The organism is Rahnella contaminans, from assembly GCF_011065485.1.
GTDB lineage: Bacteria > Pseudomonadota > Gammaproteobacteria > Enterobacterales > Enterobacteriaceae > Rahnella > Rahnella contaminans.
The window spans coordinates 1542293-1555125 of the sequence record NZ_JAADJS010000001.1 but is presented as its reverse complement, the minus strand read 5'-3'; the positions used below and the strand labels follow the sequence as shown (position 1 = coordinate 1555125).

Below are 12833 nucleotides of genomic sequence, written 5' to 3'. Positions count from 1 at the left end.
CTTAAAAAGCGGGGCAACTGACCTTAGTCTGCGCGGCCCATATAACGACGTTCAGCAATATGAATGCGGATTTTGTCGCCGGAGCTCAGATATTCTGGCACCTGAATATTCAGGCCGGTAGCCATCACAGCAGGTTTGGTACGCGAGCTTGCAGACGCACCTTTGATACCTGGCGCGGTTTCAACGATTTCCAGATCCACTGTCTGTGGCATTTCCAGCGCCAGCAGCTGGCTGTCCAGCGTCAGAACCTGCATACCCTGTAAACCCTCTTCAGGAATGAACAGCAGCTCTTCTTCAATCTGCGCTTTATTGAAGGTGTAAGGCGTGAAGTCTTCGTCATCCATAAAGATGTACTCATCGCCGTCAACGTAGGAGAAATTCACCTTACGGCGGGTCAGGGTGACGGTGTCGAGAATGTCGTCACCCTTGAAGCGTTCTTCCACCTTGCCGCCGGTACGCACATCGGCGAAACGCATTTTGTACAAGGTGCTGGCACCACGGGCACTTGGGCTCTGCACATCAATGTCTTTTACCAGCAGCAATTTGCCGTCGTAGTTCACAACGAAGCCGCGTTTAATTTCGTTAGCACGTGCCATATAAATAACCTGTCAGCAGAGAGAATAATAATTTGCGACACGTTACCCGCGCCGCTGATTTCAGGCAAGCAGATAGCGTAAAAAGAGTCGGGAAAACCCGCTTTCTGACGCAATTTTTGTGGTCTGCCCGCCGACATTAAAAATGTTCGATATACAGTGTTAAAGAGTAGTAAATATTTCGCTGGTGGCGGTGTTGCGCGCCTGCTATTGTCGCGCCTCAAAATGAGGCCTGAGGAGGCTGTTAATGGACTGTCGTACCGATTGCGGAGCCTGTTGCATAGCGCCTTCAATTTCCAGCCCGATCCCCGGAATGCCGGACGGCAAACCCGCCAACACCCGCTGCATTCATCTGGCCGATAACTTCCTGTGCCAGATTTTCACCTCGCCGCTGCGGCCAAAAGTTTGTGGCAGCCTGCAGGCCAGCCGCGAAATGTGTTTCACACACCGCGACCAGGCGCTGACATATCTCATCAAACTCGAAGCCGATACCGCGCCTTAAGCTGCGGCTTCCGGCGTTTCTTCCGCTGGCTTATCGACGTTTTTCACATTCCAGATGCACGCGACCGCGCCCACCACCATCACCAGTGCGGCGTAAAACACTGCGTGATACGTCCAGAACTGCGCGATCACGCCCGCCAGTGAACCGGCGAGGATCCAGCCTGCACGGGTGGAATTGGTGAACAGCGTTGTCGCCGCACCCGCCTGACCCGGCATTAAATCCTGAAAATACAGCATGCCGATGCCGGCCAGAATGCCGATGAAAATGGCGTTCAGCAGCTGTAAAGCAATCATCGCTGCGGCTCCGGTCGTAAATAAAATACAGGTGTAGAAAATCACTCCCGCCACCACGGCAAACCGCATCAGGAAACGCTTACCTAACTGTTTTGCCAGATATCCGGCGATCAGCATGGTCGGGATTTCGAGACAGGCGGCGCTGCCCATCAGCACGCCCGCCAGTTTCTCAGGCAAGCCCAGTTCGCGCACCACGTACAGCGGCATATTGATCAGATAAATACTGTTGGCCGCCCACATCAGAGAACAGGCGATAAACAACATCAGCGTGTCGCGGCGGTTGCGGCGCGGGGCTTCCAGCGTGGCAGTCGTTTTGATGTGCGCTTTAGGCATTGAGGGCAGGAACATCCAGACCATTGCGCCACATAACAGAAACGCCAGCGTGGCGGCGCAATACATGAAGGTAAATCCGAATCCCATCGACAGGGCGAAAGCCAGCGGCGGCCCGACAACCCAGGCCAGAGAAACCTGTGCGCGCAAAATAGAGCTGAACATCACGGCTTCGCGCCCGGTTTTCTCGGAATGCTCGCGCGCAAGGGCAAACATTTGCGGGTTGGCGGTTGAGCCGAAACTCGACAGTAAAACGCCGATAAACAGCAAAATAAAGTAGTTACGGTTGAAGGCGAAAAGGACACACGCCAGTGCGCCCAGAATGCAGCAATACAGGATCAGCGTTTTGCGGTCACCGCGTTTGTCCGACCAGGTCGCCAGCAGCTGGCTGACGAAAATGCCAATCACGGCGCTGCCGGTGAAGAAGATGCCGACCATAAACGGGCTGACGTGTACCTGAGAGGTCAGAAACAGGCTGAGCGTCGGGGTCTGAAGGGCACCGGCAATACCTGTGAGAAAGGCGATGATCAAAAAAGCAGTCGACGTCATGTCGGGTAAGCGGCGGGCTGACGTTGTAGAAATTCGCATTAGATAGCTGAACCAGAGTGAAGAGAAGGAGGACGAAATTTGCGCGAATGTTACGTCAGTTTAAAAAAAACAAAAACAGGTTTTGATCATCAAAAATGTAAACCGGAGTGTATTTGCCATACTGAATAATAAAACCGCACATTGTGTTAAAAATAACCCAAACCGGCAGCCGTCCGGTCACAGGAGGTCATCCACTCAAACCCGCCAGCTAACTTCAGCTAAACTGTTTTTGGCCGCTTCAGCCTGACTTCAGCATTTGCGTTAAGTCACAGGCTTCAGGGCGTCGCAAAAAAGGAAACTGTGCGTGGCATCAAAAAATTGTTACGTCAAATCAGGGAAAGCTTGATTTAAAAACAGGCCGGATTGAGACTCCTTGAAACGTTTCAGCGTTGTCAGTTTCTCTTCTGAAATTTGATGGCGCTCCTTTTTTCTCAGTAAAGCTGAAACGATTCAATTTCAGCAGGAGAGGAGAATTATGTTCCAACTGTCACAGCAAGATATTCATCTCGGTGCGGCTGCCAGCGATAAGCAGGAAGCAATTCGCCAGGTCGCAGCAGCACTGACTCAGGCTGGCCGCGTCAGCGAAGGCTATGTAGACGGCATGTTAGCGCGTGAGCTGCAAACTTCTACATACCTTGGCAACGGCATTGCTATCCCGCACGGCACCACCGATACCCGTGATCTGGTGCTTGATACCGGTGTCCAGGTTTTCCAGTTCCCGCAGGGCATCGCGTGGGGCGAAGGGCAAACTGCTTATGTCGTTATCGGCATCGCGGCGCGTTCTGATGAACACCTCGGTTTGCTGCGTCAGCTGACGCATGTCTTAAGTGACGACAGCGTGGCTGAGCGTCTGGCAAAAACAGATTCAGCTGAAGAACTGCGCAGCCTGCTGATGGGCGAGAAAAATGCCGCTGAATTCCTGTTTGATACCCAGCTGATTGCTGTTGATGTGGCGGCGGAAAGCCTGATCACATTGCAGGCGTTGAACGCAGGCCGTCTGCAACAGGTGGGTGCCGTTGATACCGCTTTCGTCAGCGATGTTATCAGCCGCAAACCACTGAATCTGGGGCACGGCATCTGGCTGAGCGACAGCACGGAAGGCAATCTGAAAAGTGCTGCCACCGTCAGCCGTGCGCATCAGGCGTTTGATCTGGCCGGTGAAAAGGTTTCTATGCTGCTGACGATTTCTGTCGCAGATGACCAGCCGCTGGACGTGCTGAATTACCTGAGCGACCTGCTGATTGCCAATAAAGCTGAACGCTTGCTGACGGCAGATGCCGTTGGCGTGCTGGCATTGCTGACCAGCGAAGTCGAAGAACAAGCCAACGTGCTGACGGCTGAATTCGTTATCCGTAACGAACATGGCCTGCATGCGCGTCCGGGCACGGCATTAGTGAACGTGATCAAACAGTTCAGCAGTGAAATCACCGTTACCAATCTTGATGGCAGCGGTAAACCTGCCAACGGCCGCAGCCTGATGAAAGTCGTGGCGCTGGGCGTGAAAAAAGGTCACCACCTGCGCTTTACCGCCAGTGGTGAAGATGCAGAACTGGCATTAAAAACCATCGGCGAAGCGATTGCCGAAGGTCTTGGGGAGGGCGCATGAGCCGTCGGGTCGCCACAATTACTTTAAACCCTGCGTACGATTTAGTGGGCTATGTGCCTGAAATCGAACGTGGTGAAGTCAATCTGGTGCAAACCACCGGTCTGCACGCCGCCGGTAAAGGCATCAACGTTGCGAAGGTGCTGAAAGATCTCGGCATCGACGTCACCGTTGGCGGCTTCCTGGGCAAAGAAAATCAGGACGGCTTCCAGTTGCTGTTCAGCGATCTGGGCATCGCGAACCGTTTCCAGGTCGTCAATGGCCGTACGCGTATTAACGTCAAACTGACCGAAAAAGATGGTGAAGTCAGCGACTTCAACTTCTCCGGCTTCAATGTGACGCCTGCTGACTGGGAACGTTTCGTGACGGATTCCCTGTCCTGGCTGGGTCAGTTCGACATGGTCGCCGTGAGCGGCAGCCTGCCAGCGGGCGTTGATCCTGACGCATTCACTGACTGGATGAAACGTCTGCGCGCGCAGTGTCCTTGCATCATTTTCGACAGCAGCCGTGAAGCACTGGTGGCCGGTCTGAAAGCTGCACCGTGGCTGGTTAAACCTAACCGTCGTGAACTGGAAATCTGGGCTGGCCGTAAATTGCCGGAACTGAGTGACGTGGTTGAAGCTGCGCATGCCTTGCGTGATCAGGGAATTGCCCACGTGGTGATTTCTCTGGGTGCTGAAGGCGCATTGTGGGTTAACGCCTCCGGCGCGTGGATCGCCAAACCGCCAGCCTGTGAAGTTGTCAGCACCGTCGGTGCCGGTGATTCCATGGTCGGTGGCCTGATTTACGGCTTGCTGATGCGCGAATCCAGCGAACATACGCTACGCCTGGCAACGGCTGTTGCCGCACTGGCTGTCAGCCAGAGTAATGTCGGTGTCACCGATCGTCCGCAGCTCGCGGCGATGATGGCCCGTGTTGATCTGAAACCCTTTTAATCCGCAGGAGGCAGAATGAAAACGCTGCTGATGATAGACAGTTCGCTGGGACAGGCTCGCAGCCATCTGGCGAAAAATTTGCTCGCTGCTGCTGCGGCGAAAGCAGGGCATCAGGTGGTCGATCAGGCCGCTGACGCTGAAGTTGTGATCGTGGCCGGTGAGACCGTACCCAACGATGCGACGCTGACAGGTAAAAACATTTATACCGGTGATGTGGCGGATGCCGTTCGCGATCCTCAGGCATTTCTGGCACGCGCACTGACAGAAGCCAAACCTTACGTGGCACCGGCTGTAGCCGTATCAGCACCTGCCGGTGCAGTTGGTCCAAAACGTATCGTTGCTATCACCGCCTGCCCGACCGGCGTGGCGCACACTTTCATGGCGGCTGAAGCCATTGAAAGCGAAGCGAAAAAACGCGGCTGGTGGGTGAAAGTGGAAACCCGTGGTTCCGTCGGTGCCGGTAACGCCATCACGCCTGAAGAAGTGGCGGCGGCAGATCTGGTCATCGTTGCGGCTGACATCGAAGTGGATCTGGCGAAGTTCGCCGGTAAGCCGATGTACCGTACCTCTACCGGTCTGGCATTGAAAAAGACCAAACAGGAGCTGGATAAAGCACTGGTAGAAGCCGAAGTGTTTGCCCCTAATGCACAGGGCGCAACTTCCACGGCGAAGAAGAAAGAAGCGGGCGGTTCTGGGCCATATCGTCACCTGCTGACCGGCGTGTCTTACATGCTGCCGATGGTAGTGGCGGGTGGCTTGTGTATCGCGTTGTCCTTCGTTTTCGGTATTAAAGCCTTTGAAGTTAAAGGCACGCTGGCGGCTGCGCTGATGCAAATCGGGGGCGCTTCAGCCTTCGCGTTGATGGTTCCGGTTCTGGCGGGCTTTATTGCCTTCTCCATCGCTGACCGTCCTGGCCTGACGCCGGGTCTTATCGGCGGTATGTTAGCCGTGAGCACCGGTGCCGGTTTCCTTGGCGGTATAATTGCCGGTTTCCTCGCGGGTTACGTGGCGAAAGCTATCAGTGGCAAGCTGAAGCTACCGCAAAGTATGGAAGCCCTGAAACCTATCCTGATCATCCCGCTGGTCGCGAGCCTGATTACGGGTCTGGTGATGATTTATGTTGTCGGTACGCCGGTGGCAAAAATCATGTCAGGTCTGACCGCATGGCTGCAATCTTTGGGTACTGCGAACGCCGTACTGCTCGGCGCAATCCTCGGTGCGATGATGTGTACCGACATGGGGGGCCCGGTAAACAAAGCGGCTTACGCGTTCGGCGTCGCGTTGCTGAGTTCTTCCGTGTACGCACCAATGGCCGCCATCATGGCTGCCGGTATGGTGCCACCACTGGCGATGGGTCTGGCGACCTTGCTGGCGCGTAACAAGTTCGAACAAAGTGAACGCGAAGGCGGTAAAGCAGCGCTGGTTCTGGGCCTGTGCTTTATCTCCGAAGGTGCGATTCCGTTCGCTGCCCGTGACCCGATGCGTGTTCTGCCGTGCTGTATCGCCGGTGGTGCACTGACCGGTGCGTTGTCCATGGCATTCCATGCACAACTGATGGCACCGCACGGTGGTCTGTTTGTTCTGCTGATCCCAGGCGCAATCACACCGGTACTTGGTTACCTGGTGGCGATTATTGCCGGTACCGTTCTGGCGGGTGGCGCTTATGCGGTTCTGAAACGTTCAGATGCGCAGCTGGCCGCTAAAGTAGCCTGATAATTGCTGTTCAGCAGGTGAGAGAAGCGCGACTTAAAAATGAGTCGCGCTTTTTTTTGCAGCGGTTATCTGCAAAATTAAGCCGCGACTTCAGCCGCCGCTTCCCCTTTTAACCACGCGATCTCATCTTTCCAGATCTCCGGATCAACCGTCTCGAGGATCATCGGGATACCGTCAAACCGCGCGTCGCGCATCATCCAGCTGAACACCGTATTGCCAATGTTTCCCTGACCGAGGCTGTGGTGGCGGTCGACGCGGCTGTTGAATTCGCTCTTCGCATCGTTGAGATGCATACCGCGCAGGTACTTAAATCCGACAACGTCTTCGAAATGTTTGAAGGTCTTCTCGCACTCTTCGACAGTTCGCAGATCGTAACCGGCGGCGAAAGCGTGGCAGGTATCAATGCAGACGCCGACGCGGCTTTTGTCTTCGACGCCATCAATAATTTTCGCCAGATGTTCAAAGCGGAAACCCAGATTGCTGCCCTGACCGGCGGTGTTTTCGATGACGGCGGTGACGCCCTGCGTCTGTGCCAGCGCGATGTTCAGGGATTCAGAAATGCGTTCGAGACATTTGTCTTCGTCGATTTGCATCAGGTGGCTGCCCGGATGGAAATTGAGCAGCGAAAGGCCGAGCTGTTCGCAACGTTGCAGTTCATCAAGAAAGGCTTCGCGGGATTTTTCCAGCGCTTCGGTAACCGGGTGGCCGAGGTTAATCAGATAGCTGTCATGCGGCAAAATCTGGTTGCTCTGATAGCCATACTTTTCACAGGCTATTTTGAATTTTTCGATGACATCTTCCGGCAACGGTGCTGCTTTCCACTGACGCTGGTTCTTGGTGAAAAGCGCAAAAGCCGTGGCTTCCAGCTCGTGTGCCCGCAGCACGGCCTGATCGACGCCGCCCGCAGCACTCACGTGTGCTCCTATAAACTTCATTTCCGCTCCTCATTTATTCTTGATCTAAGGGAGAATGATAGCGCCTGCACAAGGCAGGCGCAGCAGAGAAGTGTTAAAACCCGCAACATTAGCCAAAAAGATGCTGAACCAGTTCGTTGATCCCCGCGCCGCCTGCAATCAGCCAGACAAACAATATTGCCGCCAGCAACATCGGTTTCAGCCCCGCCTGACGCAGCGCGCTGATGTGTGTTGTCAGGCCAAGCGCTGCCATCGCCATCGCAAGCAGCACGGTGTCGAGCGTGATGAGCGGCGGGATCCAGCTGTGCGGCAGAATATCCAGCGAGTTGAACGCCGCCACCAGAATGAACATCAGCGCGAACCACGGGATCGTGATGTTACGCAAACCTGATTTCTCACCGGCTTCTTTCACACTTTTACCGCGGGCAATCCAGCCGGATAACAGCAGCAGGAACGGAGCCAGCATCATGACGCGGATCATCTTGGCAATCACCGCCGCGTTTTCAGCGTCCGGGCTGACACCCTGACCGGCGGCAACCACCTGCGCCACTTCATGCACCGTCGAGCCGGTATAAATCCCGAACTGTGCAGCCGTGAGGTTCACCCAGTGATAATGCGCGTTAAGTTGCCATAACCACGGATACAGGAAGATGGCCGCGGTGCCGAAAATAACGACCGTAGCCACGGCAACCGTGACTTTTTCTGCTTTGGCGTTGAGCACCGGCTCTGTCGCCATCACGGCGGCCGCGCCACAAATGCTGCTGCCTGCGCCGATGAGCATGGAGGTGTCGCGGTCTAATTTAAACACGCGTTGTCCCAGCCAGCAGGCCAGCGCGAAGGTGGAACACAGCATCATGGCATCAATCAGAATGCCGGTTGCGCCGACGTCAGCGATTTGCGCAAACGTCAGGCGCAGGCCGTAAAGAATGATGCCGAGCCGTAACAGGCGCTGTTTTGCCAGCGTGACGCCTTCCTCGCACCATGGCCGGGCGGCAGGATAAAACGTGTTGCCGATAACCATGCCGATAACGATCGCCAGCGTCAGGGCGCTCAGCCCGAGCTGGCTTAGCGCCGGAAAATCACTCAGCCAGATAGCCAGAGCAGTAATGACGCCGGTCAGCGCCAGGCCGGGAATGACACGACTCATCCGCAGCGGTTGCGGAATGATATTTTTGAGTGTGTCGCGTTTATTAAGCGGCAATGTATTCATCGTCGTTTCCTCATCTAAGGAGTGATGCGATAAGGCTACGCCGCGCTTATATAAAAATGAAATTGATTATAACTTTATAACCTATCTGAAAAACTGGTATAGAATGCGCTGAAAACCGGGGGCAAAATGGTCGCCCCGATCTACGGGTCTATACTGAAGAAAGAGAAAGCGTGCGGTACGCGGCGGTTTTTCTTCTGAACAGATTTCTGAGCAGACATTTTTGAACAAGCAATCAGCGGACCGGAGGGCTTGTAAGGATAGCGGGACATTTATGCACATAACATTGCGACAACTTGAAGTTTTCGCCGAGGTGCTGAAAAGCGGGTCGACTACGCAGGCCTCGGTGGTGCTTTCATTATCACAATCCGCGGTGAGTGCCGCACTGGCCGATATCGAAGGCCAACTTGGCGTGCAATTATTTGACCGTGTCGGTAAACGGCTGGTAATCAATGAGCATGGGCGTCTGTTATACCCGAAAGCGCTGGCGCTGCTTGAACAGGCGGGCGAAATCGAGCGCCTGTTTAATCACGACAACGGTTCGCTGCGCATCGGTGCGAGCAGCACCATCGGCAATTACATGCTGCCGGCGATGATTGCGGAATACCGGCTGGATTTCCCGCATACGCCTATGGAACTTAACGTCGGCAACACCAATGACGTGATTAACGCCGTCTCTGATTTTCGGGTGGATCTGGGGCTTATCGAAGGGCCGTGCCAGTTGCCGGAGCTGATTACGCAACCTTGGCTGGATGACGAACTGGTGGTGTTTGTCGCACCGGAAAATCCGCTGGCAGGGCAGACGGTTTCACTTGAAGCGCTGGCGCGGGAACCGTGGATTTTGCGTGAACGCGGCTCGGGCACGCGCGAAGTGTTAGATCACATGTTGCTGCCACAGTTACCGGATTTCAATCTGGTGATGGAGCTGGGAAATTCCGAGGCCATCAAGCACGCGGTGCGTCACGGAATTGGCATCAGCTGTCTGTCGCGCCGGGTAATTGCCGAGCAGCTTAGCAGCGGCTCGCTGGTGGAAATCCGCCTGCCGGTTGCCCCGCTGGTGCGTAAGCTTTATCTCATTCATCACCGTCAGAAACACATCTCCAACGCCTTATCGCGGTTTTTAACCTATTGTCGCGAATCCTGATTACGGTCTTTCACTAATGATCCGCGGCCTGTTATGAAGGTGTCTTATAACAGGTCGTTCCTGCTATTCAGAGCGGCAGGTTTTGCTACAATCCGCGCTTAAATTTTATAATGACGAGCGGATATAGGGTAAAAATGGCTCAACAACCTACAAAAAATACGCAGGTGGCTCCCACACTGCGTCGCGAGCTCAAGGCACGTCACTTAACGATGATCGCCATCGGCGGTTCAATTGGTACGGGTTTATTCGTCGCCTCCGGCGCGACAGTTTCACAGGCGGGCCCGGGTGGCGCACTGCTGTCCTACGCACTGATCGGCATCATGGTTTACTTCCTGATGACCAGCCTCGGTGAACTCGCGGCATTCATGCCTGTTTCCGGTTCATTCTCCACGTATGGCTCCCGTTATGTCGAAGAAGGTTTCGGTTTCGCACTGGGCTGGAACTACTGGTACAACTGGGCGGTAACTATCGCCGTTGACCTCGTGGCCTCACAACTGGTGATGAACTACTGGTTCCCGGACACGCCGGGCTGGATCTGGAGCGCCTTGTTCCTCGGTCTGATCTTCCTGCTTAACTACATTTCCGTACGCGGTTTCGGCGAAGCGGAATACTGGTTCTCCCTGATCAAAGTGGTCACCGTCATCATCTTCATCGCCGTGGGCGTGCTGATGATCACCGGCATTATGCGCGGTGCTGAAACTGCGGGCTGGCACAACTGGACAATCGGTGATGCGCCGTTTGCAGGCGGGTTTGCCTCGATGATAGGTGTGGCGATGATCGTCGGTTTCTCCTTCCAGGGAACCGAACTGATTGGCGTGGCCGCCGGTGAATCTGAAAACCCGGGCAAAAATATCCCACGGGCAGTGCGTCAGGTGTTCTGGCGTATCCTGCTGTTCTATATTCTGGCGATTCTGGTCATCAGCCTGATCATTCCTTACACCGACCCAAGCTTGCTGCGTAACGAAGTGGGCGATATCTCTGTCAGCCCGTTCACGCTGGTGTTCCGTAATGCCGGTCTGCTTTCCGCCGCAGCGGTGATGAACGCCGTGATCCTGACCGCCGTATTGTCTGCCGGTAACTCAGGCATGTACGCGTCAACCCGTATGCTGTTTACGCTGGCCAGCGAAGGTAAAGCGCCGCGCATTTTCGCCAAACTGTCGAAAGGCGGTGTGCCGCGCAACGCACTTTACGCCACCACCATTGTGGCCGCGCTGTGCTTCCTGAGCTCAATGTTTGGTAACCAGACCGTTTACCTGTGGCTGCTGAACACGTCCGGTATGACGGGCTTTATTGCGTGGCTGGGCATTGCGGTGAGCCATTACCGTTTCCGTCGCGGCTATGTTTCACAAGGTCTTGACCTGAAGAAACTGCCTTATCTGTCCGGCTTCTTCCCGTTCGGCCCGGTCTTTGCCTTTGTGCTGTGTCTGATCATCACGCTGGGCCAGAACTATCAGGCGTTCCTGAAAGATACCATTGACTGGGGCGGCGTTGCGGCGACGTACATTGGTCTGCCACTGTTCCTGATCATCTGGTTTGGCTACAAGCTGACCAAAGGCACCAAAGTGGTGAAATACAGCGAAATGGAATTCCCGGAACACGTGGATAAATAACTGACCGGAACGGCTATTTTGTTGCAAAGGCGGAGCTCAGGCTCCGCTTTTTTTATACCTTTCTTTCCGTAATGCTTTGTTACTTCAGCCCTGTTTCCCCGCGCCCGATCTCTCTGTAACCTTGATAGGTTCTGTAAACTGCATTGATAATCGTTATCATTTCTTTTATTGTTAGCCCCACTTCAGGGAAACGTAAAGGAATCGGAAGAAGATGAATTATCAGCAGAATTTTATCAGTACGCTGTTCAGCAAACGAATTGCTGGCGGATTATTAGGATGCACCCTTGGCATGTTAAGCCTGAGCGCTCAGGCGGTGACGGTCACGGATATTGCCGGAAGAACGGTCACCGTGCCGGATGACGTCCAGCGTGTAGTGCTGGGAGAAGGGCGGTTGTTCTTTGCCGTTTCCCTGCTCGAAGGCCAGAAGCCGTTTGACCGCATTGCGGGCTGGCAGGGCGATTTCCGTAAGCTGGATCCGCAAACGTACGCGACGTATCAGGCTAAATTCCCGCAGATCGATAAAATCCCGCTGATTGGTAACACCAGCGCCGATAGCATCAGTCCGGAAAAAGTGCTGACGCTGAATCCGCAGTTAGCGATTTTTGGTTTGTCGGGCCACGGGCCGGGCAAAGAAAGTGCGCTGGTGACACAATTGCAGAAAGCCGGTGTGCCGGTGGTCTTTGTGGATTTCCGCACGTCGCCGCTGAAAAATACCCTGCCGAGCATGGAGCTGCTGGGTAAAGTGCTCAACCGCGAAAAACAGGCGCAGGACTATATCCGCTTTTATCAGGACAACATCAAACGCGTCACGGATGTGACGAAAGACATTCCTGAGCAGGATAAACCGAAAGTCTTTATCGAATTACGCGCCTCAACCGCGGATGAATGTTGCCGTTCTGCCGGTAAAGGCAACATGGGTGATTTCATCGATCAGGCGGGTGGGGTTAATATTGCCAAACCGTTGCTGCCGGGGCCGCTGGGTCTGGTCAATCTCGAAAAAGTGATTTCGGCGCAGCCGGATGTATATCTGGTCAGCGGTGGCGGGAAACCGGCGAAAGCGGGTGATCCGGCGCCAACCGGATTAGTGCTCGGCGCACAAACCACGCCGGAAGAAGCACGTGCCAGCCTGACGCCGCTCCTGCAACGTAAAGGCATCAGCACGCTGAAAGCCGTGGAAAATGGCCGCAGTTTTGGCATCTGGCACAATTATTACAATTCGCCGTATAACGTGCTGGCCGTGCAGGTCTTTGCCAAAGCATTTTATCCGGAGAAATTTGCGGATTTGGATCCGCAGGAAACGCAGAAACAACTCTATAAGCAGTTCCTTGCCGTGGAACCGACAGGCACTTACTGGACGGATGCGGTTAAACCGGAAAGCGGCAAGTAATTCCGCCGTCAGTT

At 54.6% G+C, this 12833-nt stretch carries 11 protein-coding genes; 7 read left to right on the top strand and 4 right to left on the bottom strand.

The window, feature by feature from the left end; all coding sequences use genetic code 11:
* Positions 1–23: 23 nt before the first annotated feature.
* Entirely contained in the window at positions 24–596 is a 573-nt protein-coding gene (yeiP, locus tag GW579_RS06905; RefSeq protein ID WP_152324310.1) for an elongation factor P-like protein YeiP, read from the bottom strand.
* Positions 597–840: 244 nt separating this feature from the next.
* Here yeiP and GW579_RS06900 point away from each other — a divergent pair, with 244 nt between their 5' ends.
* Positions 841–1095 carry a YkgJ family cysteine cluster protein gene (locus GW579_RS06900; RefSeq protein ID WP_101076044.1) on the top strand — a complete coding sequence of 85 codons (255 nt, stop codon included), beginning with the start codon at positions 841–843 and terminating at the stop codon, positions 1093–1095.
* Here the strand turns inward: GW579_RS06900 and GW579_RS06895 are convergent.
* Positions 1092–2306, bottom strand: coding sequence for a sugar efflux transporter (locus tag GW579_RS06895; RefSeq protein WP_152324309.1), 1215 nt, complete (start codon positions 2304–2306; stop codon positions 1092–1094). The two genes, GW579_RS06900 and GW579_RS06895, sit on opposite strands and share 4 nt — an antisense overlap.
* 475 nt (positions 2307–2781) lie before the next feature.
* On the opposite strand from GW579_RS06895, the gene fruB reads away from it, so the two are divergent.
* The 3 genes from fruB to fruA are packed head-to-tail and all read left to right on the top strand — an operon-like array spanning position 2782 to position 6557.
* On the top strand, positions 2782–3912 hold the full coding sequence (fruB, locus tag GW579_RS06890; protein ID WP_152324308.1) for a fused PTS fructose transporter subunit IIA/HPr protein: 1131 nt from the start codon (positions 2782–2784) through the stop codon (positions 3910–3912).
* A complete protein-coding gene (fruK, locus tag GW579_RS06885; protein WP_056778537.1) occupies positions 3909–4844 on the top strand; it encodes a 1-phosphofructokinase in 936 nt (311 codons plus the stop codon). Before fruB ends, fruK begins: the two co-directional genes overlap by 4 nt.
* Positions 4845–4859: 15 nt before the next feature.
* Positions 4860–6557 (top strand): PTS fructose transporter subunit IIBC, encoded by a 1698-nt coding sequence (fruA, locus tag GW579_RS06880; protein WP_152324307.1) that lies wholly within the window; start codon positions 4860–4862, stop codon positions 6555–6557.
* 77 nt (positions 6558–6634) lie between these two features.
* Here fruA and nfo read toward each other — a convergent pair whose 3' ends face one another.
* Positions 6635–7492 (bottom strand): deoxyribonuclease IV, encoded by an 858-nt coding sequence (nfo, locus tag GW579_RS06875; RefSeq protein ID WP_165058213.1) that lies wholly within the window; start codon positions 7490–7492, stop codon positions 6635–6637.
* Positions 7493–7580: 88 nt separating this feature from the next.
* Entirely contained in the window at positions 7581–8618 is a 1038-nt protein-coding gene (locus GW579_RS06870; RefSeq protein ID WP_235937355.1) for a YeiH family protein, read from the bottom strand.
* A gap of 334 nt (positions 8619–8952) precedes the next feature.
* Here GW579_RS06870 and yieE point away from each other — a divergent pair, with 334 nt between their 5' ends.
* The 3 genes from yieE (at position 8953) to GW579_RS06855 (ending at position 12819) form a co-directional block, all read left to right on the top strand.
* On the top strand, positions 8953–9822 hold the full coding sequence (yieE, locus tag GW579_RS06865; RefSeq protein WP_152324304.1) for a DNA-binding transcriptional regulator YeiE: 870 nt from the start codon (positions 8953–8955) through the stop codon (positions 9820–9822).
* A gap of 134 nt (positions 9823–9956) precedes the next feature.
* Positions 9957–11432 (top strand): amino acid permease, encoded by a 1476-nt coding sequence (locus tag GW579_RS06860; RefSeq protein ID WP_152324303.1) that lies wholly within the window; start codon positions 9957–9959, stop codon positions 11430–11432.
* A gap of 211 nt (positions 11433–11643) precedes the next feature.
* On the top strand, positions 11644–12819 hold the full coding sequence (locus GW579_RS06855) for an ABC transporter substrate-binding protein (protein WP_165058209.1): 1176 nt from the start codon (positions 11644–11646) through the stop codon (positions 12817–12819).
* Positions 12820–12833 lie beyond the last annotated feature (14 nt).